Consider the following 23,368-nt stretch of genomic DNA (forward strand, 5'->3'; position numbering starts at 1 on the left):
ATAATAGATGACACAGCAGCAAATGCCCAGTTCGATCGTGGTATGAGGAGAGGGGGGCCGATGGCAACGCTGATTGAATTCTCCCGCACGGGGGATGTCTCGTCCCCGCGCTCTTTGCGCCTGCGCTATCTCGGACTCGCCTTCTTCTGGGCGTGCAGCATGCTCACCTTCCGCAGCGCCATTTTGCTGACCGGCAGCGCCGACACACCGGAATTCAACACACTGGTCGTGGTCGTCTCGTTCCTCGCGAACATGACCACTTTGTTCAGCATCTCGGCCCTCGTGGAACGCACACCGGAAAACCTAGCGAAGTTCTCCCCGTGGCTATTCTGCGGCGCCATCATCGTCGGCATCGCCCTTATACACTTTGCGGGCACGGGCTTTAAGGACGAGGCCTTCGTAGGCGTGCTCGTGGGCGGATCGGCCCTCACCGGCGTGGGCTACGGCTACTTCTGGGGAAGCTGGGCCGACGTGCTCGGGCGCATGCACCCCTCGCGCACCGTGCTGTACGCGCCCGCAGCGTTCCTTCTCACCACCGTCCTCTTCCTCGGCATCAGCCTGGCGGCATCGCTGGCCGCCGTACCGCCGGTACTGCTCATGGCTCCCCTGCCCGTCATCTCGATGCTCTGCCTTACACGCTGTCGCACCGATAGCGCCTGCGAGCCCGAACCCCAAGCAGGGGGCAAGCGCTATCTGACCGCCCTCACGTCCCTCGTACCGCTTATCATCGCCGCCCTCGTTTTCTCCTGCCTGTTCGGGTTCATGTGGGAAACCGCCGTGCTCAGCGTGGATTCGGCCACCGATGCCCACGGCTTTCCCCTCGTACTGAACCTGATCGCGGCCCTCGGTCTGTTTATCTTCGTCATCGCCTCACGGCGCCACATTAATCTGTCCTGGACCTATCAGCTGCTCATTCCCATTTCCATCGTGCTCTTCGCCGTCGTTCCCTTCTTCTGGACCGTGCATCCGGTGATTCTGAACGCTATCATGAGCGCCATCCACGGTATCTTCGACGTCATTATTTGGTATATGGTGGCGGCTACGGCCTACGACTTCGCCGTGTCTGGCTTTGTGGTGGGCGGTCTGGTGCGCGCCCTCTCCATTCTGGCGCGACTCATCGGCATCGGCATCGGCTATTTGGTCATGCTCGTGCCCGAGGTGGCCAGCGGTGCCATCGTGGGCGTCTGCATTGCGGCCCTGTATCTCCTGGTCATGCTCTTGTGGTTCCTCTGGCACAGCGCCAAGCACCCGCCCTTCGAAGTTCCCGAGGACGATGACGACGCGGAGCCCGAGCCCCTCGCCGCTGCCGCCGTCATATACGGCTCCGTGAGCCTGCATGGCGAGACCGACAAGGGAAGCGACGCCATCGGCGCTCCCACAGCCAAGGATACCCCTTCGACCGAGAATACCGAGACTGTCATCGAGAGTCCCAAAGCCGTCACGGCAGCCATCGCGGGCGACGAGCCTCCGGCCGAAGATGCTCCCGATGAGACCGTCTTCGCTCTCATCGCCGAAGACTACGGACTGACGCGCCGGGAAGCCGAGGTGCTCCCCTACCTGGCCCGCGGCCGCTCCGCCAAGGTCATTGCCGAGGCGCTGTTCGTGTCGGAGTCCACTATCCGCACCCACACCCGCCGCATCTTCGAGAAAACGTGCATTCATTCCAAACAGGAACTTATCGACCTCGTGGACAAATACTAGGCGATCGCCATCGGGTGGCCTGGGACGCTTTTACCGGGTAAGGTGTCCCAGGTGCGTCTCGATCCCTTGCGCTATCAGGTGTCCCTTTTTCGGAACAGTGGACCATGCTCACCGGGGAAGGGAGGCCCCCTCATCCCTGCGGACTACTCCCGTTGGTGTATCTGCGTGTCGCAACGGTGACGCGGGGTTGCCATGGCCGTTTTGGCGTGTTGTGCCGTGTTAGAGTTCGCCCCAGCACAAGACAGACCCCTTCCAAAAGGAGCCATCATGACGAACTTCAACACGAATCCCTCTTCTCGCGGCAACCATGCTCGTCCCGCCGAGCTCATCGCGGACGGCGCCGCCTTCGACATCGACCGCTCGGTGGCCGCTTCCGTGGCTGAGACCGTGCCCGGCGTCCAGCCGAAGCGCAGCCGCACCTTCCTCACGGGCTTCGCCGGTGCGGCCATGGCCTGCATGCTGGCCCTCGGCATCAACGGCGCTGTCATCAACCCCGCCACCGCCGAGGCCGCAAACGAGCCCGCCCCCATCAGCCAGGCCGCCCTCACGCCCCAGAATGGCGAGACCCTCGCCGAGGCCGTGGCGGCCAAGTGCCTGCCGTCGGTGGTGTTCGTGGAGACGTATGCCAACGCGGGCGACCAGCTCCAGGCCATGGGCACCGGTTCCGGTGTCGTCATGACCCAGGACGGCTACCTCATCACCAACAACCATGTGGTGGATGGCGGCCAGGCTTTCAAGGTGACTATTGAAGGTGAGACCTACGACGCCGAACTGGTGGGCGCCGACCCGTCCTCCGATGTGGCCGTGCTGAAGGCCAAGGATGCCAACGGCCTGACCCCCATGGAGATCGGCAATTCCGACGACCTCACCGTGGGCGAGTGGGTCATGACCCTGGGCGCCCCCTTCGGCCTGGAGCAGTCCGTGGCCACGGGCATCGTGTCGGCCACGAGCCGTTCCCAGATCATGGATGCCAGCACTTCGGCCCAGGCCGGCGGATCGGGCGAGACCACCATCTACCCGAACATGATCCAAACCGACGCGGCCATCAACCCGGGCAATTCCGGCGGCGCCATGGTTGATTCCGACGGCAAGCTCATCGGCATCAACACGCTCATCACCTCCTATTCCGGCAACTACTCCGGCGTCGGCTTCGCCATTCCCGCGAACTACGCGGTGAACCTCGCCCAGCAGATCATCGCCGGCGAGACCCCGACCCATGCCCAGCTCGGCGTGAGCCTGTCCACCGTGAACGACCAGATGGCCGGTAGCTACAACCTGCCTGCCGAGAGCGGCGCCTATGTGGCCAGCGTGGCCCAAGGTTCCGGCGCCGAGGCCGCGGGCCTGCAGGAGGGCGACATCATCACGGCCCTCAACGGCGAGAAGGTGGAGGGCGCGAGCGACCTCATGCTGGCCGTGCGCGGCGAGAAGCCGGGCGACACCGTGACGCTGACCGTGAACCGCAACGGTCAGGAGCAGGAGGTGTCCGTGACCCTCGGTGACGACGCTGCCAGCCAGAAGGCCGCGGCCGAGGCCAAGAAGCAACGAGAGCAGTCGATGCCCGAGCAGGGCGACGGCTACGGCTACGGGCAGGACGGTGGCAACGGCTACGGCTACGGCGACCCCTACGGCCAGGACGGCCGCGGCCTGAACCTGGACGACCTCTTCGGCCAGCGCTAAGCCACACAGCCAACGCTCACCAACCAAAGCCGAAACGCAGAAGCGCCCTCCGCGGAGGGCGCTTCCTCATATGCTCGGCTTGCTGAAATGCGCCGAAAATGCCGTTTCTCGTAGCTTTTTTCGTCGAGAGAGTCGCAAGTCGAAGAAGCGATCTGGGAAAACATCCACATCTCTCTCGCCGGAACTACGAGAACCGTCGTTTTCCTCGCAATCCGAGCCCGCGCGTCCTGGCACCGGAACGAATCGCTGTCCCCACCCTCCCTAGGCCGCAGGGCGCGCCGTGAAATTGCCGCTGATCATGTCGAAGGAAAGGTCGCACGGTTGGCCCTCGCCCGTCACGGGAGATGCCAGCTCGTTGTTGAAGCTACCGCTCGTCTTGTCCATATCAACCGACAGGCGCGTGTCGGCAGGCAACTCCAAGACAAGAGAGCCCGAAGCCATGCTGCCCATCACTTCGGCGGGCGCGGTATCGGGCAGCGAGAAACTCACATCGCCCGATGCCTGGTCAAGACCAATTTTATTGGCAATAGCACCCTGAACGTGCACCCGACCGCTCGCCACGCTGAGGTCAGCGCGCTCGGCCGTAAGACCGGCCACATTCACCTCGCCCGACGCCACGCCCAGCTCCAACGCCTCGCAGGCAAGGCCCGTCAGGTCGTAGCGGCCCGATGCGGCCTCCAGCTCGAAGACCCCCAAGCGATCAGCCAGCGACGCGGGAAGCTGAACCGTGAGGTTCTTGTGCCCGAAGTGATTGGCCGAACAGCCGGCAAGACCCTGCCGCCCTTCCATATAATCGATGGCCAGCACATCCCCGCCCGTACCGCACACCATAACCGGGGCCGAGCCGCCTTCCACCACCTCATCCACGAGGATCTTTCCGCCCGTATCGCCGTCGGGCACCACATTCACAGACACTTCCCCGGCCAGCCAATTCAGCTCGATGAAGCTCACCTCGTCGGCGTCTACCTCGAAATGGCTCCCCTCGGTGGTGGTCTCGTAGCTGCCGCTGCGCATACCATCGGCCACGTCTTCCAGCGCCTGCTGGCCCATGCAGCTCACCACACCACCGGGCATGAACAACGGGCTGTTGAACGGAAGGCTCGTGCGCATACAGCCGCCGAAGAAGCTGCACACCAACAGGCAGAGCAACAAGATGAGCGCGACCTTCACGTAGGTATTCGTCCTAAGCCTCATCGCGCACCTCCCGGGCACTGCGCTCGCGCTCGACAAGCCAGGTCTGGTAGGCCGGGTCAGCCTCCAGCGTGCTCACAATCCAGTAATAGAACGGAATGGTGAAGAAAATGACCCAGCCCGGATGCCACCACCCGAAGCAGAATCCTATGAGCAGGTAGATGGCTGCGCACAGCACCGCATAGGGAAACGACCGCAGAGGATCGTTCGGCTTGGCCGGAGGCGGCGGAACTATGGGACTAGCCGCCATGGGAGCCGGGGGCATAGGCACGGGAGCACCCATCGGAGCCTGCGGGATGGGATAACCCGGAGCAGCAGGCGCGCCACCCGGCATGGGCGGCCGAACAGCTCCACCTACGGGAACAGCCGTCATCGGGGGAACGGGGGCGCCGGGGCCGGGCATCGCCGCTGGCGGCACGGGAGCCCCCGCCGCTCCCGGCGCCGCGGCTGCTGCGGCCGCCGGCATCGCGGCCGCCGGCGCGTTCACTTCCACGACCACCTTCGCCGGACGGGAGGCTTCGGGCGCAGTCACCGCCACGGCCGCCGCTTCGGCACGGGCCGCAGCCTCGCGCGCTTCCTCGGCCGCTTCCGCCGCCTGGGCCTCGGCCGATTCGGCGCGCTCCTGCGACTCGTAGCGCACGTCTTCGGCCACCTCAGGGCTCACGCGCAACAACTCGTCCAGCGTCACGCCGTACAAGTCGGCCAAGGCAATGAGGTTTCCCATATCGGGTGCCGACTCGGCCCGTTCCCATTTGGAAACGGCCTGCCGCGACAGCCCCAACTGCTCGGCCAAGCTCTCCTGGGAAAAGCCGCGCTCACGGCGCAGCTCGGCAAGGCGCTGGGCAATCTCCACGTTCATCATGGTTCCCTTTCGTGTCCTGCGTGTGGTCACTGCTCGCCTTTCACCCTATGGTTTCCCCGGAAGTTGCACCAGCACCCTTTGTGGTCAATTTCCCGCTACCCCGAAATTCGCAGCGACAACCAATGGTTGCCCCTACCGCGAACAGGGATCCTTCTCATTTCAGCACGATGTCAGCATAACAAAAAGAGAGGCCCGCACCCCTGGAGAATGCGAGCCTCTCCTTCTCGCGTGGTCAAACGGGCTGCCCGATGCCCGAAGCCCGTTGGCGCAACAAGGGCGAAAGGGCGACGGACGGAACCGCGGCGACGCACAGCCTTAGGGGCAAACTTCGCCGTCCTTCCGATGGCGCCACCACGTAGACACCCGCACAATGAGAACCTCCACGATCGGAATGGTCAGGAAGATGGCCCACGCCGGATGCCACTGGCCCGCCACGAAGGCCATCAGGAAGAACCAGGCCGTCGCGCCAACGGGGTACAGAGCGCACAGCATCGGCGCGATGCGACCCGATGCCACCGCCGCGGCCACAATGTAGTAGACGGGAATGAGGAACAGCAGAAACAGACCCTGCCACCAGGCGCCGCTCACGATGCCGAACAGCAGGTACACCCCGATCACCACGGCCCAAAACGGGAACTTGAGCCACTTCTGGGCGAACTCGGCATCGACGTCCTCGAGCATCGATGCTCGCGTGAAGATATGCTCGGCCGCATCGGGATCGGTCGTGTTCACGCGCACGCCGTCCCAGCCCACGTGCACCTCCTGGCCATGGCGATCCACCACGTGCACCCCGTCGGCCCAACTGATGTGCACATGGTCGCGACCGTCATCCACATGAAGGCCATCGGGCCCGAAGTGCACCTTGCCCCGATCCTCTTTCTCGAAGGAGACGCCTTTCGCATCGGCAGTCTCTGGCGAGTCGATTGTGGCGGAGGCCTCTTGCGTGCCGTCCGCATCGAAGCCATCCGAGCACTCCCCCGCGACCGGCTCTGTGCCGCCCGATGTGCGTGCCTGCACGAGACCCGCCGCGTCGGTCGCCCCCATTCGGCGGCCCTCTGCGCGGTCAGCCGCCTCGAAGGCCACGTCGTCGGCAATGGCGTCATCCACGTACAGCAACTCGTCCAGCGACACGCCGTACAGCTTCGCCAGCGCGATAAGATTGTCGGTGTCGGGAGACGACTCGGAGCGCTCCCACTTGGAAACCGCCTGACGGGACACGCCCAGCTTCTCCGCCAGGGCCTCCTGGGACAGTCCCGCCAACTTCCGACGGGCGGCCAGGCGCTCGGCAATCTCAACGTTCATGATGTGCTCCCTTTCTGCTGCGTTCGGCTCTCACACCGCAAGAGCCTACCGAAACGCCGCTGCCCGCGCGACCTATTCCCGTTGTCATTTCCCGCAATTATTGGTTGCGGGACGTTTGATCTGGGGAAATGACCTGATTTTCCCGCACGCGGCATCTAAAAGCTCCATCAGCGCGACCCCTCAAAACCGCGCGGGCACCCCGTCGCTACTTCCCGTCGCGCAGGGCCTTCAGCTTCGCCAGGGTGTCGGCGGGAATGCGGTCGGCCACGGTGCGCTTCGGTGCCACCTTCGGCGTGTCATCCAGGCGGGCGTCCTCGTCGTACTCGCTCATCTCGTGGGAGAAGCCGTCGGCGCTCATGCGATCCACGCCACCGCCGAACACCGTGTCCTGAATGGCGGCGTCGCTCGTGACCACCATGGTCTCGATGCCGCGCTTGCCCGCGTCGTAGGCCAGCTTCTCGATCACCTTGTCCGCCGATTGCCCCGCCGGCGAGAAGATCACCTGGATGCCGCCGATCTTCGTGCGGCTGCCCTGGGACAGCTCATTGTCACCGGCGTCGAACACGATGATGGCCCCCATATCGCGCCCGGCGTAGTTCACCACATCGTTGATGAGCCGCTCGCGCGCCGTATTGAAGAAGTCGTCCGTATAGTCCTCATCGGCCCGCGGCTGCCACCGGTACCGGCTGCCCGAACGCAGCACGTTGTACCCATCCACAATGAGGAGCCTTTTTCTTTGCTTGGCCATAATGCGACCTGCGCGTTATTCCCAGTTCTGGCGCAGCCACTCGTACATGCAGGCAGTGGAGGCCTGGGCCACGTTCAGCGAGGAGATCTCGCCCACCTGGGGCAGCTTCACGCCGAAGTCGCAGCTCTCCAGCACCAGGCGCGACACGCCGTCGCCCTCGTTGCCCATGACGAGCGCGATCTTGCCCTTCAGGTTCGCATTCCAAATGTAGTCGCTCGCGTGCTCAGTGGCGGCGGCCACCCAGAAGCCCGCTTCCTTCAGGCGGTCGAGGGTGCTCGTGATGTTGGCCACCTGGCTCACGGGAATGTGGGAGATGGCCCCAGCCGAGCTCTTGTAGGTAGCGGCCGTCACCCGGGCGGCCCGCTTGTTCGGAATGATGATGCCCGCGGCCCCCACCGATTCGGCGGAACGGGCGATGGCGCCCAGGTTCCCCGCGTCGGTGATGTGGTCGAGTACTACGATGAGGGCGCGGCCGTTGTGCTCGGCCGCCGACTTCTCCGCCGCCTCCAGAATGGCGGTCACGTTCACGTAGCCGAAGGGCGCCGCCTCGGCCATAACGCCCTGGTGGCTCCCGCGCTCGGAAATCTCCTCGAGCTTCTTCTTCGACACCTTCTTGATGGGCACGTTCAGGTTCTTCGCCTTGCGCTGAATGTCGCGCACGATGCTGTCGGCCTGGCTCAGGTTGTCGGCCATGAGGATGTACTTCAGGGGCACGTGGGTACGCAGCGCCTCGATGACCGGACGCTTGCCTTCAATGAAATCAGCCATGGGTTCGCTTTCGTTGGTTGGGGCCGTCGGCAGGAGCGCCCTCGACGGCCAGTTGCCTTTCGCTTGTAACCGCAAAAGTGTACCACGGCCCCCGACGCGCCCCGCCGCCTGCGCGCCCCAACCACGCCGATTTCACCTCAACGGGAATGATCTGCACTCGATTGTTCTGGAAGACGAAATCGATTTCCCCATTCCCGACCTTATCCGTCGGCACCCAGCAGAATGTTCGCAATCCATTGGCTGCCAGCGCCTGCATCGCGCAGTTCTCTACGAGCACCCCTCGGAAATCGGAGGAAGGATTCTGGCGGAAGTCATCATCGAGGAACAGCGACAGATCGATGCCGAACGTGCGGAACATCAAACGGGCCGTACCATTCCCATCGTCAATGGGGGCTCAGCACTATGCCGCACAGAAGCCGCTCCGGCAGCTACTCCACCTTATCGCCCGCGTCGCGGGCGGCTATCTCGGCGGCCTTCTGGGCAAACGCGGCACGCTCCTCCGGCGTCATGGCGGCCATCTGGGCCTCCAGCACGTCGTGCTTCAAGGCGGCGGCGAAGTCGGCGGAGTCCTTCTTGGCCTCCCCGGCCGCCTTCTGAGCGGCATCGGCGGCCATCTCGGCTTGGGAACGGGCCATGGACACAGCGGCCTCGGCCTGCTCCTTCGCCAGCTCGCCGGCAGTCTTGGCCTGATCGCTCAGGTGGCTGGCGACCGTCTTTGCCTGATGGGCCGCCTCGCCGGCTGCTGCCTGAGCCTGCTGGCCCACGCGCTCGGCCGTGGCCTGGGCCTGCTTCAGCACTTCGGAGTTGATCTCCTTGCCCTGTTCCACGGTGATCTCGCCCTTGGCGATGAGTTGCTCTACCAGCTCCTGGGTCTTTTCGGCCCCCAGGGCCATGGCGCCCACGCCAGCCAGAAAGACGTCCTTCAGTCCGTCAGCTATCGTTGTCATAATCGGGCCTCCCTTATCTTGGTGGCGGTTTCGCACCTTCCACTATACGACCCTCCGAAGGCCCCGCAGCCCATAGGGCGACAGCGTTACCGCCCCGTCAGAAGATGATTGACCCAGTCATATTCACTGGTCGCTCGCCCCAGCCGCGTCGCGGACGGCGGCCCGAGGCCGCGGACGCGCCCGAGGGCGGTACGGGGCACCTCGGCCGAGCCCCCGGTAGCGGCACACGGTTCTGCGCCGACAGCGGGCCCCGGCCGCATAGCCGCGCCGCACCGCCGTCGCCCGGCACCCACCTACCCCAGGAAAATCTTCATCAACACATACATCACCACGAAACCCGCAATCGCACACACCGACAGCTTCAGGCCGTTGGACAGCGCCGGATGGCGGCGGCTGAATGCCTGCTCGTCGGCCTCCGGCTCCTCACCCTTGGAAAAGGCGATGATCTCCCGATAGGTCACCAGGTTGTTCTGCTTCTTCATGATCTCCACTTTGTTGATAACGATGAGGCCCATGATCCAGAAGGCCACGAACAGCACAATGCCCAGCACCTCGCCCTCGGTGCAGTTGGCCGCTAGCGACGAGGGGCCCGTCGGCAGCAGGAATCCCACGATCAGGCAGACGAACCCTACGGCTACCAAGCCCCAGGCCGCCATCGCCCAATTCGCCATCGTCTTCCACGTTTCCTTGATGGTCTTTTCCATAGTTGCCACGTCTCCTTTCACGAGTTCGTCGATGGACGTCTCGAACAGCTCGCTCAGCAGTAGAAGGCTCTGCACATCGGGGTACGTGCGGTCGGTTTCCCAATTCGATATGGTTTGGCGCGACACGAAAATGCGCTCAGCCAACTCTTCCTGGGACAGGCCGAGGCGGGCCCGATGCTCCTTCAACGACTCCTTCAGCTCCACTGTTCCGTCCTTTCGCAATCAGAGTGACATGACGGGCACCACCCTACCACCAAAACCCTTTGACATAGCCCCTCAAGAAGGAGAAAACCCCTGCCAAAAGTCTTTGACAGGGGTTCTGACCTGGTGCTTTACGAAGTATCCTGCGCGGAGTGCGTCCAAGGCGTCCCGCGCGGCTCGCCGTCGCTCCTAGCTAAAGATGGCGTCGAAGCTGCCGTAGCCGGCACCGTGCATGGTGTTGTTGCGCATGGCGCGGCGGGCGAAGCCCATGAGCTCGGCCAGGGTCTCCAGCGACACGTCCTTCTTCTCGCCGGTGCGGCGCAGCTTCACTTCCACTTTGCCGTCCTTCAGGCCGCGCTTGCCCACGACGATCTGAATGGGCCAGCCGATGAGGTCGGCGTCGTTGAACTTCACACCGGCACGCTCATCGCGGTCGTCGATGACCACCTCGAAGCCGATCTCAGCCAAATCACGGGCGATCTTCTCGGCCATGGGCTGCACCTCGTCGTCGCCCACGGTCAGCGGCACCACGCACACCTGGGCGGGGGCCACCGACGGCGGCCACATGATGCCGTGCTCGTCGTAGTGCTGCTCCACGATGGCGGCCATGGTGCGGGAGATACCCACGCCGTAGCAGCCCATGAAGAAGGGGACCTCGTTGCCCTCCTCGTCCATGAACGTCGCGCCCATGGCACGGGAATACTTGTCGCCCAGCTGGAAGATCTGGGCCACCTCGATGCCGCGGGCGCCCTCCAGGGGCAGGCCGCACTCGGGGCAGCCGTCACCGGGCTTCACCGTGGACACGTCGGCCCACTCGTCCACCGAGAAGTCCTGGCCGAGGCGGGCGCCCACGTAGTGGAAGCCGTCCTCGTTGGCGCCGACCACCCACTGAGACACGCTCTGCAGGCTCGTGCAGGCGACGACGCGGGCGCTCTCCGGCAGGCCCACCGGGCCCATGGAGCCCTTGCACAGACCGAAGTCCTTCATCTCATCGTCGGTGAGCAGGGTGAAGCCGGGGGCCACGCCCTCGATCTTCAGCTCGTTCAGCTCGTGGTCGCCGGGGACGAACACGCAGACCAGGTTGCCCTCGGCGTCCTTGCCGGACAGGGCCTTCACCGTGGAAGATTCCGGAATGTTCAGGAACGCGGCCAGCTCGGCGATGGTATGCACGCCGGGGGTGGCCACCTTCTCCATGGCCTCCACCTCGTACATGGTGGGACGGGCCAGGCAGGCACCGGCCTCGGCATCGGCGGCGTAACCGCAGGAGCAGTACACCAGCTCGGCCTCGCCCGATTCCGCCAGGGCCATGAACTCGGCGGTCACGCTGCCGCCGATCTGGCCGCCGTCGGCCTCCACCTCGCGCCATTCCAGACCGCACCGGTCGCAGATCTTCTTGTAGGCCTCGCCCATGGCGTCGTAGGTTTCCTGCACCGACTCCTGGGAGGCGTTGAAGCTGTAGGCGTCCTTCATGATGAACTCGCGGGAGCGCAAAAGGCCGAAGCGAGGGCGAATCTCGTCGCGGTACTTCGTCTGGATCTGGTACAGGTTCACCGGCAGCTCCTTGTAGGAACGCAGCTCGTTGCGCACCAGGTCGACGATGAGCTCCTCGTGGGTGGGCCCAAGGCAGAACTCGTTGTCGTGGCGGTCGCACAGGCGCATCAGCTCGGGGCCGTAGTCGTCCCAGCGGCCGCTCTCGTGCCACAGCTTCGCCGGCTGCAGGGCGGGCATGAGAATCTCCTGGGCACCGGCGGCGTCCATCTCCTCGCGCACGATGTTCTCGATCTTGTGCAGCACGCGCCACCCGAGGGGCAGAAACGTGTACACGCCCGAAGCGGTCTTGCGCAGCATGCCGGCCCGCAGCAGCAGGCGGGCGCTGGCAATATCGGCGTCCGACGGGTCTTCCTTCAGGGTGGGAGCGTACAGATTGCTCATGCGCAGGATTTGAATCATAGGTTCTCCAACTCTTCCATCAGGGCGGAAACGATTTCCGACTCTTGCACTTTGCGAACGATTTTACCATGGGAGAAAACAACCCCCGAGCCCGCGCCGCAGGCCACCCCAATATCGGCATCGGCGGCTTCACCGGGGCCGTTCACCACGCAGCCCATGACGGCCACCTTCACCGGCTTGCTCACGGCGGCGAGACGCTCTTCCACCTCACGGGCCAGGCCGATGAGGTTCACCTGGCAACGGCCGCAGGTCGGGCAGCTGATGAGTTCGGGGCTGCGGCGGCGCAGGTTCAGCGAGCCCAACAGCGTCCAGCAGGCGCGTACTTCCACCACCGGATCGTCCGTGAGCGAGATGCGCATGGTGTCGCCGATACCCTCTTCCAGAAGAACCCCCAGGCCGCAGGCGCTTTTGATGATGCCCTGGAAGGCCGTGCCCGCCTCGGTCACGCCGATGTGCAGCGGCACCGCAGGCAACGCGGCAGCCAGCAGGCGATAGGTGTCGATGGTGGTCTGCACGTCGTGGGCCTTGGCCGACACCACGATGTCGCGGAAATCGCACTCGTCTTCGAAGAAGCGCACGTACTCGGTGGCCGAGGCCACCAGCTTCTCGGACAGCGTGAGGTCCTGGCGCTCGGCGATGGCGTCGTCGAGCGAGCCAGCGTTTACCCCGATGCGAATGGGAATGGCCGCCTCGGCTGCGGCGGCGATCACCGCGCGGGTGGCCTCCAGGCCCCCGATGTTGCCCGGGTTGATGCGCAGCTTGGCCGCGCCCCGTCGGGCCGCCTCGATGGCGATGCGGGCGTCGAAGTGAATGTCGGCCACCACAGGCAGCGGCGACGCGGCGCACACGGCCTCGAAGGCATCGAGGCAGTCGCGGCGGGGAATGGCCATGCGCACGATCTCGCAGCCGGCCTCGGCCAGGGCTTCGATCTGGGCCAAGTTCGCCGCTACGTCGTCGGCCGGGGCATTCAGCATCGACTGCACAGCCACCGGCGCCCCGCCGCCGACAGGAACCGCGCCCACCATCACGCGGCGCGTGCGATCATGGGGCTTGCAGGCCGAGCCGTCGGCCGTAGCCGTCGGGGCGCCCTCCGGCGCGCAGGGCTTCAATGCGTCACTCATAGGCGTTCCTTACTGAGAACGAAACTGATTCCCCCATTATAGAGCAGGGACGATACCGCGATCGTCCCTGCACATCATTCGTATCGCCTCTCCAAGAGCGGCAACGGATTTTCCCTTTACCCTCGTTCGGCATTCGCTGCGCTTATTCTTCGCCGCGCCCGTTCAATAGAGAGGCGCAGTTTCTCTTCCAGCAGCTTTCGATCGGGCAGCTGCGTCAGATACTCTGCGACGCGAATGCTTCCCTCATCAAGGCCCATGAGCTCAATGTGCTCGTCGTTCTTGCCCGAACAAAGAATCAGGCCGATAGGCGCATTCTCGCCTTCGACCATTTCATGCTTCTCAAGCCAACGAAGATACAACTCCATCTGCCCCTTGTACGCGGCTTCGAATTTCCCAAGTTTCAGTTCAATGGCCACGAGACGACGCAGACGCCGATGAAAGAACAGGAGATCGAGATAGTAATCCTCGCCATCGATGGTGATGCGCTTTTGTCGATCGAGAAATGCGAAATCATTCCCCAGTTCCGTAATGAACTGCTGCAACTCGGCAATGATGGCCGTTTCCAAATCGCGCTCTGAATAGCTGTCGCGCAAGCCGAGATAGTCGAGGAAGTAGGGGTCGCGAAACACCAATTCCTCTGACACTTCACCCGTTTCTCGCAGCCGCATCAGGTCGTTCTCGATGGTCTCCTCGGGCTTCTTGCTAATGGCTGTACGCTCGAAGAGCATGGACTTGATGCGCCCATTCAGCGTGCGCGAGCTCCAATGGTTCAGCTTGCACATTTCTGCGTAGAAATCGCGTTCTACAGGGTTTTCTATATAGGAAAGCGTCCTCATGCTTGTCCAACTCAATTCTCTACGCAGTGCGTAGAATTTCTCATCATGGGGAAATACCTTCGCAAGGCGCATGCAGTGACGCAGGTGTTGAACGCCCCACCCGCGTCCATAGGCCTCGGTCAACCTTTTCGAGAGGCCCCTCACCACATCCGCTCCGTACTCGGCGCGCTCGCCGCCGAGCACCTTCTGATTGATGGCGTTTCCCACCTGCCAGTACAGCTCGGTCATCTCAGCGTTGACGGTAGTGGCAACCTGCTTGTGGCTCTCGCGGATGAGTCTCGAGATCTCCGAGAAGAGTTCGCCGTCCTGCGCTGTAATCTCAGACATAGGCTTTCCTTAGAACGCGATAAGTCGCCCTATTATAAAGCCAGGGACGGCCCGCAAGCCGTCCCCATACATCATTCATTTCGCTGTGCGCGGCAGGGCTTACCAATTGCCAAAGACGAAGCGCTGGATATCCTGGTTCAGCATGATGACAAAGAAGCCGAGGAACAGGGCCATGCCGGCCATGGACATGTAGTTCATGGCCTTCTGGGACACGGTGCGGCGCGTGCCCTTCTGGAAGATTTCCACCACGAAGCGGCCGCCGTCCAGCGGCGGGATGGGCAGTAGGTTCATGATGCCGAGCGACACCGAGATCATGGCCATGAACTCCAGACCCTGCACGAGACCGGCCTGGAAGAAGTCCTTCGACATGACGGCGATGCCCACGATGGAGGTGGAATCGGACACCGTCTGGGCCGCCGTCGCGGGGTTGAACAGGCCCGCCACCGCCTGCACCACCATGCCGATGTACATGAAGCCGGCCTGAAGCGCCTGGAGCACCGAGGCGTGAATCGTGGTGACCTCGCCAGTCTCGGGGTGCTGCACCTGGAAGCCGATAACCGAGAACACCAGGATGAACACGATCATGGCGAACAGCAGGTTCGTGGCAATGCCGGCCAGCAGGATGACCGAGCGCTTCCAGAAGGGCAGCGACCGGTACTGCTGGCGGTACTCGCTTTCGTAAAGGGCGCGCTCGTTCTCCACCGGGCGCGCCTCGCCCAGCTCATAGGAGGGCAGTGCCTTGCCTGCGGCCGTAGCCTTCTTGAGCTGGCGCTTCGTGGGAGCCACGCGCGGAGCACGGTAAGTGTTGAACTGATCGGCTTTCTGCGGGCCGATGACGCTGCCCCATTCCACCAGCTCTTCCAGGGCCTCGTAGGCCGCATCGTCGGAAATGCCGCAATCGCGAGCCACATCCTCCATGTTGGCGGTGCCGCGCCGGTACAGGGCCGCGAGCACTTCCTGCAGGTGCGGCTGCAAAGGGCCGGCCTCCATGCCGCACACCTTGGCATAGCCGCCCAGCGGCACGGCCGTCACGCCGAAGCGGGTCTCGCCGCGGGTGAAGCCCACCGACGGGCCGGGAAGGCCGAGCATGAACTCGGTCACGCGAATGCCGAACGCGCGGGCCGCCAGGAAATGGCCGCCCTCGTGGATGAACACGAGGAAGCCGATGGTGATGACGGCGCACACGAGCATGATGAGAATATCCACTCACTAACTCCTTTGAATGAGAATCGTTGGTCGCCGGCCCCGTCCTTGACGGGCCGACGGGCGTGTATCGCCGCTCATTATAAGGAGCGCCCCCGATCGCGCCTTCCCGCAGCAGGGTCGCCCTTGAAATAACTACAAGGGGCCTACGGGGCCTTCACAGCTACGGCGAAAACGGAAGCCGGAGCGGCTCGGAACGCGACGCTGACGGACATGGCGGGCGGTTCCGGGCGACGGAAGCGAGTATTGCGGGCGGCTCCAAACAGCGGGAGAGCGTTGTCGCGGGCGGTTCCGGGCGACGGAAGCGGGAATTGCGGGCGGCTGCCCGAGCGACGCCGCTGCGACGGGAAGGGGAATTGGGGAAGGCTCTGGGACGACGCCGGAACGGTGCGCGGCGGGAATCAAGTGCGATGTTCCCGCGACATTTCTACGGTTTTGGGAGCCTACAGTAGGCGCCGTCGAACGCGAGCCGACCCAGCTCTCCCCTCTTCCCTCTTCGGACATCGGGCCATCCCTCGCGTTCGGCGTTTCCATCGACCCGCGCGCCTTCCGGGCCAGCGCAGAAAGGAGCCTTCCATGGATCCCACTCGTCCAGACCTCGCGCGGCCCGCTCCGGGCCGCGCCCAAAAGATCGTCAGCGCCATCATGGCGTTCCTCCTCATGGCATGCATCATGCCCTTCACCACACCGGCGACCGTCGTCGCCCAAGCTGACGAGCAAAGCACCGTGCCCGTCATGCTCCATTTCAAGGATGAGGCCGGAGAGACCATCGACTACGCCGGTTACGAGGCCCCCTATCTGCGCGACGGGGACGACCTCGTCGTAACGGTGAACGACGATCCGGCCACCCTGCACTATGGCGACAACCTGTCCTTCGAGGTGTACGAGAACTACGCCGCCTTCAACTACGAGCAGCGCGACATCACCGCCGAGTGCTCCTATGATGCCGAAGCGGGCACGGTACGCCTTCCGGCCGCCTACGAAGAGGGCCGCGACAGCCTCGGGATCATCTTCTGGCTCTCACCCGCCCATCCCGCCTACGAGCGCTATGTCCTGGCCGACCTCGACACCGACGACGTGACCATCACCTATGATGACCAGGAGATCACCTTCTCTTCCGACATCCCCGGCCTCGTGCGCGCGGCCACGGGGGCTGCGGAATCCGGTGAGAGCGCCCGCACCTTCCCCGGGCAGGCCGAGAAGCGCTATCAGCTGAACCCCCACACGCGCCTCGAGAACTTCACCGACCAGCAGATCGAGAAGCAGAAGGCCTACGGGTTCCCGCCGGAAAAAGTGGGCAGCTACGGATTCGGCGTGCTCTTCAGCGCTTCCCAGATATGGGAGAACGGCAAGCCCAACAGCACCCACTTCAACGACTGGTTCCTCGATGTGAACGACAGCTCCTTCGATGCCGCCGTGGACCTCTACCTGTGGGATACGGTGGCGGCCCGCAACGGATCGGCCGCCCAGTTCGCCACGGCCCAGACCGGCAGCCATTATTACGACCGCTACGTCACCACCGGCCGCGACTTCTTCGATGCCGGCATCAGCTCGGGCACAGCGCCCACCAACCGCGCCATGGCCCACGGCACCTGCGGGTCGTCCAACGTGAACAACGGCTACGGCGCCGTGACCACCAATCCCGCCGGCGATAACTACATCGTTTTCAAGGGCACCTATGCGGGGCCTCAGACGCAGTATCAGGGCTGGTACAAGTTCTACTACAAATTCGATGCCATGTCCGCCGCCACGGGCAACGAGTTCCAGGATGTCGTGGGCTACCTGCTCGCTGCACCCGTAACCACCGGGAAGGCCCAGCTTACCAAGGTGTCTACCGAGCCGGCCATCTCCGATGCCAATGGGAACTACTCCCTTGAGCACGGCGTGTTCGCCGCCTTCGACGGGCAATCTGCTGCCGAGGCGGCATCGCGCCAGGCCCAGAGCGGCACCTGGGACACCTGGGAGGAGGCACGCACCTGGGCCGACCAGAACGCGAGTTTCACCTTCGTGACCGATAGCGGCGGCGCGAGCAACGTCGTCGAGGACATCGAGGCCGGCACGTACTACGTTGCCGAGCTCTTCGCGCCCCCCGGCTTCCGCTTGGCGTCGTCCGTCAAGGCTCTCGCTGTGGAAGCCTCGAGCGATGCCGAGGCCGTAAGCTCTCTCGCCTTCGAGGACGTGCCCCAGCAGGGCTCCATCGACCTGCTCAAGCAATCGAATTATCCCGAGCTGACCGACAACAATCCCGGCTATACCCTCGCCGGCGCCACCTACGGCATCTACCGCGACGAGGCATGCACGCAGCTCGCTCGCGAATTGCGCACCGACCTGACAGCCGAGGGAGACGGCTATGCCCGGGCCGACGGGCTGCCCGTAGGGTCCTATTGGGTGCGCGAGACGAAGCGTCCGCTCCAGGGCTTCGCCCTCGATACCCGCATCTACCCCGTTACCGTCAGCGACGGCACCGTGGTCCGCGTCAACACCACCGCCGTCACCGACAAGGCGAAGCTAAACCCTCTGTCCATTTTCATCCAGAAACGGGATGCCCAAAGCAAGGAGAATTTTGCCCAAGGTGCGGCGACCCTGGGGGACGCGCACTTCCGTATCGACTATCATGACGTAAAGGACGGCACAGCGTCGTCCATCGCTCCCTTAACGCCGCGAGCCAGCTGGGTCGTGCGCACCAACGATGAGGGCGCGTTCGTACTGAAAGACGCGGAAGGTAGCTTCACGCACATGGACAAGAACGGGCAAGAGACGCAGCTCCCCTACAAAGTGAGCGGATCCGATTTCTACAAGCTCTCTGACGGCACCATCGCCATGCCCATCGGCACCTACGCCATCCAAGAGGTGAAGGCCCCCGAGGGCTACCGACTCGACCCCACCGTACGCGTGCGCCACATCACCGATGCCGACCACGACGGCGAGATCATCGAGACCTATGACGCCGAGGAGAACGGCGACCTCGTAACCGATCAAGTCGTGCGCTCCGATCTGCGTTTCATGAAGCGGGCCGAGGGGGCTGCGAAGCTAGCGGGCATTCCCTTTAAGCTCACCTCCAAGACGACGGGCGAGTGGCACATCATCGTCACCGACAAGAACGGCCTCGCCTCCACGGAGTCCACCGCAGCCCATCCCCACGACCAGCGCACGAACAGCAACGACGAGCAGTTCCGCGCCCCCGACGGCAGCTTCCGCATGCCCCTCACCCTGGACGTAGACGCCCTCGACCCCACCGCCGGCACCTGGTTCGGCCTGCGGGCCGACGGCACGGCCATCGATCCCGACAACGAGCAGGGAGCTTTGCCCTTCGACACCTACGAATTGGAGGAGCTGCGCTGCCCCGCCAACGAGTTGTTCCAGATGATCCATGATGAGATCGTCGTGGATGAGAGCGACCAGGACCTGGCCATCGACCTGGGCACGCTCAACAACACCGCCGCCGGACGCCCCTCCATCCGCACGAGCGCCTATGACGGCATCTCCAACGATCTCTGCGACCGCGAGATCAGCGCCGATGCCGATGTGTCCATCGTGGATCGCGTGACCTATTCCGGCCTCAAGCCGGGCGAGTCTTACGAGTTGCAAGCCGTGCTGATGGACAAGTCCACCGGCGAGCCCTTCCTCGCCGATGAGGCCGAGGTGGCCGCATCCGCCACCTTCACGCCGAGCGACTACAACGGCTACCAGAACATCGAGCTGCACTTCGATGCCTCGGCCATCGAGGAATCCACCGAGTTGGTCGTGTTCGAGACCCTTCTCAAGGATGGCTCGGAGGTGGCCGCCCACCACGATATCGACGATCGCAAGCAGACCATTACCGCTAACCCCATCACCATCACGACCTCCGCCCGCGACAGCGTGAGCGGTACCCACGAGGGCGAACCGGCCGAAGGGGTCACGATCATCGATGCCGTGAGCTACCAGGGCCTCACCCCGGGCTTCGAATACCGCCTTGTGGCCCTGCTCATGGACAAGCAGAGCGGCGAGCCCTTCGCCGTGGGCGACGAGATCATCACCGCCGAGAAGACCTTCGTGCCCGAGCACAGCGATGGCATCGTGGAAGTGGAGATCGCCATCCCCGGCACCGATCTTGATGGCGCGAGCCTCGTCGTCTTCGAGTCGCTCTACCATGGCGATGCGGAGGTGGCCCTCCACGCCGACCTGGAGGACGAGGGGCAGACGGTCACCTACGGCTACCCCGACCTGCCGCTGCCTCCCACGGGCGGCACCGAGGAGACCGAGCCTCAGGAACCCGAGCCGAGCCAGGACGCCCCGCGCGCTCCCGGACGCTTGGCCCAAACAGGCGACGGCAACCTCGTGCCCATCTGCATCGCGGCCCTGGCCGCCTGCTTCGGCGGGGCCCTGGCCTGGTGTAGCTTCCGCAATCGCCGCAAGTAGCCACAGCCGGGCGGCCCCGGGCCGCCCGGCCCCTACTCGACACCACGACCAAAACCATTACGGTCACACTCCCCCTCTGGCTCATTGCCGCTCTCGACGAAGAAGCCAGCCGACGCGGCATGACCCGCAAGGGAGTCATCAACATGTGGCTCGTCGACCGCGCCGACAAGGAGCGTCAGCGCGTGCTGCGAGGTTAGCGAGCGGCGCACCACAAGCGGGCTTGGGCGCGGGCCCAACCGTCCACGGCCTCTAGCTGATCGAGGCTCTCCACCATCTGGACGGCCGCCCGCTCGTGGGCGTCCATAGTGGCCTCCACGCAGGCGGCAATGTCCAAGTAGCCGATCTGCTCGGCCAGAAACGCCGCCACGGCCACCTCGTTGGCAGCGTTCATAACGGCAGGCAGCGTGCCCCCCACCTCACCGGCATGGCGGGCCAGAGGCAGGCAGCGGAACGTATCCGTATCGGGAGCCGCAAACTCCAAGGTGCCCAGGGTGCGGAAGTCGAGGGGAGCCACCGGCGCTTCCCAGCGAGCCGGATAGGACAGGGCGAACTGGATGGGAATGCGCATGTCAGTCGTGCCGAGGTGCGCGAGCACCGATCCGTCGGTGAACTCCACCATGGAATGGATGGCGCTCTGAGGCTGCACCACCACCTCGATCTGGTCGTAGGGCATGGCGAACAGATGGTGCGCCTCGATCACCTCGAGGCCCTTGTTCATGAGGGTAGAGGAGTCGATGGAGATTTTGGCCCCCATGTTCCAGGTGGGATGGGCCAGGGCCTGGGCCGGCGTGATGGCCGTCAGCTCGTCGCGGGTCTTCTCCCGGAAGGGGCCGCCCGAGGCTGTCACCCACAGCTTGGACACCTCCCGGGGGTTCTCCCCCAGAAGGCACTGGTAGATGGCACCGTGCTCGGAATCGATGGGCATGAGCGCCCCCGCCGGACCCGTGGCTGGGGCCACGCCGTCGGCGCGGCGCTGCTCGTCGAGGCGAGCCGCGAGGGGCATAATGAGGTCGCCCCCCACCACGAGCGACTCCTTATTGGCCAAAGCCAGCACCTTGCCCGCAGCCAGGGCATCGTAGCTCGCCCGCAGGCCCGCGGCGCCCACCAGGGCGTTCACTACCACATCGGCCTCGGGCAGCTGGGCCAGGGCCGCCACCGCCTCGGGCCCCACGGCGAAGGAGGCCTCGCTCTCGCCCGCAGTGCCGGGCAGCGCAGCCACCAGGGTACGCGCCTCGTCACAGCGGGGGTCGCCGGCCAGGGCCGCATCGCCCACGGCCAGATGGCGCACGCCGAACGCGCGGGCCTGGGCAAGCAGGCCGTCCAGGCTCCCATGCACGGCGAGCCCCACCACTTCCAGCTGGTCGCCATGCTGTCGCACCACGTCCAGCGTCTGGGTGCCGATGGAGCCAGTCGATCCGAGAACGACGATGCGGCGCTTGCTCATGGGCCTGCCTTTCAGGTCGGGAACAGAAGGCGAGACGCCGCCCTAGAAGACGACGTAGGGAATGCACCCGCCGGCCACCATGAGGATGGCGGCGGTGATGGAGGTGAGGAACAGCGAGTCACTGCGATCGAGCAGACCGCCATGGCCCGGCATGATGGTGCCGGAATCCTTGAAGCCCGAGTTGCGCTTGATGCGGCTCTCGGCCAAGTCTCCCAGCACACCCATGCACCCGGCGATAACGCCGAAGGCCACCGCCTGCACGATGGACATGGTCACGCCCGGCACGAAGGAGATGGCGCACCAGAACAGCACCGAGCCCACGAGCCCCGCGAAGAAGCCTTCCCAACTCTTTTTCGGGCTCGTGCGCGGAGCCAGCTTGTGGCGGCCGATCTTGCTGCCCACCAGGTAGGCGAAGGCATCGTTGGCCCACACGCTCAAGAACAGCAGCAGCACCACAATGCCGCCCCACGGCTCCGGCAGCGACACCCGGATGACGATGAGACCGCACAGCAAGAGCCCGGTATAGGCCGCGCCGAAGAAGCTCACGCCCACATCGGGAATGCGGGCCCGCAGCCAGAACACGTACCACACGATCAGCGCCAGCAGCAGCCCCAGGCTCACGAGCATGGCACCGATGAGCCCGGCCAGATACACGCTCGCCGGATAGAGCACCGCCGCGACGATGCCGAGCATCTCGTTGGGCAGCTTCGCATCGGAGCGCAGCATGTAGAAGAACTCCCCGGCACAGATGCCAGCCACGGCCATGAGCATGAGCACCATGGGGATGTTGCCCGCCAGCACGCACACCACGGTCACCGCCGTGTACACCGCGCCCGTGCGGAAGCGCACCTGCAGATCGGAGGGGTTCTTCAGCTTCTGGGGAGTCTTGTCGAGGGCCTTGCGCTTCAGGCGGTCGCGCTTCTCCTGACGGGTCTCGCGCTTCTCCTGAAGGGCCTGCTCCTCTTCCTCGGAAAGGTCGTAGTGCCACGGCGGCCCGGAAGGCGCCGAGGCGGGGTCGCAGGCCAGCGGGGGCAGCTCGCGCTCCTCGTCCTCGTCGGTCAGCAGGCCGAAGCCGATATGCTCGGCCTTGGGCTCACAGCGGGCCCCCTTGATGCTCGGCGCGCTCTGGCGCAACCGCTCGCGGGCCCGACGGGCACGGCTCTTCTTCTCGTCGTCGGAGATGCCGCCTCTCATTTAGGCCACGCCCCCGAAACGGCGGTTGCGGCCCTGGTAGGCCAGCAGGCAGCGTAAAAACTCGTAGCGGTCGAAATCGGGCCACAGCACATCGGTCACCACGAACTCGGAGTAGGCGATCTGCCACAACAGGAAGTTCGACACGCGCATCTCGCCCGAGGTGCGAATGACCAGGTCGGGATCGGGCATGCCGCAGGTGTACAGCCCGCGCTCGAACATCTCCTCCGTGGGCTCCAGCACCGCGCCGGTTTCCTCGGCGATCAGGACCGCCTCGCGCATGCAGGCAGCCGTGGCCCGCAGAATCTCCTGGCGGCCGCCGTAGTTCACGGCCACCACCAGAGTCATGCCCTCGTTGTCGCGGGTCTTCTCCCACGCGGCATCGAAGGCGTCCCGGGTCTCCTGGGGCAACGGCGACAGATCGCCGATGGTGCGCACGCGCACGCCCTCGGCATGAAGCCCGTCCACCTCGGCCAGCATGGTCTTGGCGAACAAGTCCATGAGCCCCACGACCTCTTCCTCGGGCCGCTTCCAGTTCTCCGTGGAGAACGAGTAGATGGTGAGGTACCGTACCCCCAGGTCGGAGGCGCAGCGAATGGTCTCGCGCACCGCCTCGATACCGGCCTTGTGGCCGCGCAGGCGGTTGAGCGCGCGCTTCTTCGCCCAACGGCCGTTGCCGTCCATGATGACGGCCACCGATTCGGGAATGCGGTCGCAATCGAGCGCCGCGGGGTCGAGCCCCGCGGGCGGCTGAGGGAATATGTAGTCTAAGCTTTTGACCATATCGTTTCTCG

At 64.5% G+C, this 23,368-nt stretch carries 18 protein-coding genes; 3 read left to right on the forward strand and 15 right to left on the reverse strand.

Features of this window, described 5'->3' with window-relative positions; translation table 11 throughout:
* Positions 1-60 precede the first annotated feature (60 nt).
* Both ACTOXK_RS02895 and ACTOXK_RS02900 read left to right on the forward strand, forming a co-directional pair.
* Positions 61-1,701 (forward strand): LuxR C-terminal-related transcriptional regulator, encoded by a 1,641-nt coding sequence (locus tag ACTOXK_RS02895; RefSeq protein ID WP_482277084.1) that lies wholly within the window; start codon positions 61-63, stop codon positions 1,699-1,701.
* Positions 1,702-1,968: 267 nt separating this feature from the next.
* On the forward strand, positions 1,969-3,378 hold the full coding sequence (locus tag ACTOXK_RS02900; protein WP_482277083.1) for a S1C family serine protease: 1,410 nt from the start codon (positions 1,969-1,971) through the stop codon (positions 3,376-3,378).
* A 261-nt stretch (positions 3,379-3,639) separates the two neighbouring features.
* Here the strand turns inward: ACTOXK_RS02900 and ACTOXK_RS02905 are convergent, their stop codons facing one another.
* The 12 genes from ACTOXK_RS02905 to ACTOXK_RS02960 all read right to left on the reverse strand — a co-directional run bounded on the left by ACTOXK_RS02905 (position 3,640) and on the right by ACTOXK_RS02960 (position 15,541).
* Entirely contained in the window at positions 3,640-4,572 is a 933-nt protein-coding gene (locus tag ACTOXK_RS02905; protein WP_482277082.1) for a DUF4097 family beta strand repeat-containing protein, read from the reverse strand.
* Entirely contained in the window at positions 4,562-5,431 is an 870-nt protein-coding gene (locus ACTOXK_RS02910) for a helix-turn-helix domain-containing protein (protein ID WP_482279217.1), read from the reverse strand. Before ACTOXK_RS02910 ends, ACTOXK_RS02905 begins: the two co-directional genes overlap by 11 nt.
* Positions 5,432-5,746: 315 nt before the next feature.
* On the reverse strand, positions 5,747-6,733 hold the full coding sequence (locus ACTOXK_RS02915; RefSeq protein ID WP_482277080.1) for a helix-turn-helix domain-containing protein: 987 nt from the start codon (positions 6,731-6,733) through the stop codon (positions 5,747-5,749).
* Positions 6,734-6,938: 205 nt separating this feature from the next.
* Entirely contained in the window at positions 6,939-7,481 is a 543-nt protein-coding gene (locus ACTOXK_RS02920) for an NYN domain-containing protein (RefSeq protein ID WP_482277079.1), read from the reverse strand.
* 15 nt (positions 7,482-7,496) lie between these two features.
* The gene (rlmB, locus tag ACTOXK_RS02925) at positions 7,497-8,249 is read right to left on the reverse strand and encodes a 23S rRNA (guanosine(2251)-2'-O)-methyltransferase RlmB (RefSeq protein ID WP_482277078.1); all 753 of its coding nucleotides are present in this window, start codon (positions 8,247-8,249) and stop codon (positions 7,497-7,499) included.
* Complete coding sequence (locus ACTOXK_RS02930) at positions 8,242-8,610, reverse strand: hypothetical protein (RefSeq protein ID WP_489689341.1); 369 nt, start codon at positions 8,608-8,610, stop codon at positions 8,242-8,244. The genes rlmB and ACTOXK_RS02930 overlap by 8 nt, the downstream gene beginning before the upstream one ends.
* 67 nt (positions 8,611-8,677) lie before the next feature.
* Positions 8,678-9,196, reverse strand: a complete 519-nt coding sequence (locus ACTOXK_RS02935) for a hypothetical protein (protein ID WP_482277076.1) — start codon at positions 9,194-9,196, stop codon at positions 8,678-8,680.
* 293 nt (positions 9,197-9,489) lie between these two features.
* A complete protein-coding gene (locus tag ACTOXK_RS02940) occupies positions 9,490-10,104 on the reverse strand; it encodes a helix-turn-helix transcriptional regulator (RefSeq protein WP_482277075.1) in 615 nt (204 codons plus the stop codon).
* Positions 10,105-10,290: 186 nt separating this feature from the next.
* Complete coding sequence (locus ACTOXK_RS02945) at positions 10,291-12,051, reverse strand: proline--tRNA ligase (RefSeq protein ID WP_482277074.1); 1,761 nt, start codon at positions 12,049-12,051, stop codon at positions 10,291-10,293.
* The gene (ispG, locus tag ACTOXK_RS02950; RefSeq protein ID WP_482277073.1) at positions 12,048-13,172 is read right to left on the reverse strand and encodes a flavodoxin-dependent (E)-4-hydroxy-3-methylbut-2-enyl-diphosphate synthase; all 1,125 of its coding nucleotides are present in this window, start codon (positions 13,170-13,172) and stop codon (positions 12,048-12,050) included. The genes ACTOXK_RS02945 and ispG overlap by 4 nt, the downstream gene beginning before the upstream one ends.
* Positions 13,173-13,288: 116 nt before the next feature.
* On the reverse strand, positions 13,289-14,335 hold the full coding sequence (locus tag ACTOXK_RS02955; RefSeq protein ID WP_482277072.1) for a PDDEXK nuclease domain-containing protein: 1,047 nt from the start codon (positions 14,333-14,335) through the stop codon (positions 13,289-13,291).
* Between the two features lie 99 nt (positions 14,336-14,434).
* Complete coding sequence (locus ACTOXK_RS02960; RefSeq protein ID WP_482277071.1) at positions 14,435-15,541, reverse strand: site-2 protease family protein; 1,107 nt, start codon at positions 15,539-15,541, stop codon at positions 14,435-14,437.
* A gap of 573 nt (positions 15,542-16,114) precedes the next feature.
* Here ACTOXK_RS02960 and ACTOXK_RS02965 point away from each other — a divergent pair.
* On the forward strand, positions 16,115-19,939 hold the full coding sequence (locus ACTOXK_RS02965; RefSeq protein ID WP_482277070.1) for a VaFE repeat-containing surface-anchored protein: 3,825 nt from the start codon (positions 16,115-16,117) through the stop codon (positions 19,937-19,939).
* A gap of 193 nt (positions 19,940-20,132) precedes the next feature.
* Here the strand turns inward: ACTOXK_RS02965 and dxr are convergent, their stop codons facing one another.
* From dxr to uppS, 3 genes are read right to left on the reverse strand one after another with little or no spacing between them, the layout of a single operon-like run.
* Positions 20,133-21,383: a 1-deoxy-D-xylulose-5-phosphate reductoisomerase gene (gene dxr, locus ACTOXK_RS02970; RefSeq protein ID WP_482277069.1), complete on the reverse strand. Its 1,251-nt coding sequence runs from the start codon at positions 21,381-21,383 to the stop codon at positions 20,133-20,135.
* Between the two features lie 42 nt (positions 21,384-21,425).
* Positions 21,426-22,577 (reverse strand): phosphatidate cytidylyltransferase, encoded by a 1,152-nt coding sequence (locus ACTOXK_RS02975; protein ID WP_482277068.1) that lies wholly within the window; start codon positions 22,575-22,577, stop codon positions 21,426-21,428.
* Positions 22,578-23,357 carry an undecaprenyl pyrophosphate synthase gene (uppS, locus tag ACTOXK_RS02980; protein WP_482277067.1) on the reverse strand — a complete coding sequence of 260 codons (780 nt, stop codon included), beginning with the start codon at positions 23,355-23,357 and terminating at the stop codon, positions 22,578-22,580.
* Positions 23,358-23,368: the final 11 nt, after the last annotated feature.

It is taken from the genome of Adlercreutzia sp., from assembly GCF_056795635.1.

Bases quoted from the DNA above. Each gene is read 5' to 3' on its own strand.
- ACTOXK_RS02895 (WP_482277084.1), top strand. From the start codon at position 61: ATGGCAACGCTGATTGAATTCTCCCGCACGGGGGATGTCTCGTCCCCG.
- ACTOXK_RS02945 (WP_482277074.1), bottom strand. From the start codon at position 12,051: ATGATTCAAATCCTGCGCATGAGCAATCTGTACGCTCCCACCCTGAAG.
- ACTOXK_RS02910 (WP_482279217.1), bottom strand. From the start codon at position 5,431: ATGATGAACGTGGAGATTGCCCAGCGCCTTGCCGAGCTGCGCCGTGAG.
- uppS (WP_482277067.1), bottom strand. From the start codon at position 23,357: ATGGTCAAAAGCTTAGACTACATATTCCCTCAGCCGCCCGCGGGGCTC.
- ACTOXK_RS02955 (WP_482277072.1), bottom strand. From the start codon at position 14,335: ATGTCTGAGATTACAGCGCAGGACGGCGAACTCTTCTCGGAGATCTCG.
- ACTOXK_RS02915 (WP_482277080.1), bottom strand. From the start codon at position 6,733: ATGAACGTTGAGATTGCCGAGCGCCTGGCCGCCCGTCGGAAGTTGGCG.
- rlmB (WP_482277078.1), bottom strand. From the start codon at position 8,249: ATGGCTGATTTCATTGAAGGCAAGCGTCCGGTCATCGAGGCGCTGCGT.
- ACTOXK_RS02965 (WP_482277070.1), top strand. From the start codon at position 16,115: ATGGATCCCACTCGTCCAGACCTCGCGCGGCCCGCTCCGGGCCGCGCC.
- ACTOXK_RS02935 (WP_482277076.1), bottom strand. From the start codon at position 9,196: ATGACAACGATAGCTGACGGACTGAAGGACGTCTTTCTGGCTGGCGTG.
- ACTOXK_RS02905 (WP_482277082.1), bottom strand. From the start codon at position 4,572: ATGAGGCTTAGGACGAATACCTACGTGAAGGTCGCGCTCATCTTGTTG.
- ispG (WP_482277073.1), bottom strand. From the start codon at position 13,172: ATGAGTGACGCATTGAAGCCCTGCGCGCCGGAGGGCGCCCCGACGGCT.
- ACTOXK_RS02975 (WP_482277068.1), bottom strand. From the start codon at position 22,577: ATGAGAGGCGGCATCTCCGACGACGAGAAGAAGAGCCGTGCCCGTCGG.
- ACTOXK_RS02900 (WP_482277083.1), top strand. From the start codon at position 1,969: ATGACGAACTTCAACACGAATCCCTCTTCTCGCGGCAACCATGCTCGT.
- ACTOXK_RS02920 (WP_482277079.1), bottom strand. From the start codon at position 7,481: ATGGCCAAGCAAAGAAAAAGGCTCCTCATTGTGGATGGGTACAACGTG.
- dxr (WP_482277069.1), bottom strand. From the start codon at position 21,383: ATGAGCAAGCGCCGCATCGTCGTTCTCGGATCGACTGGCTCCATCGGC.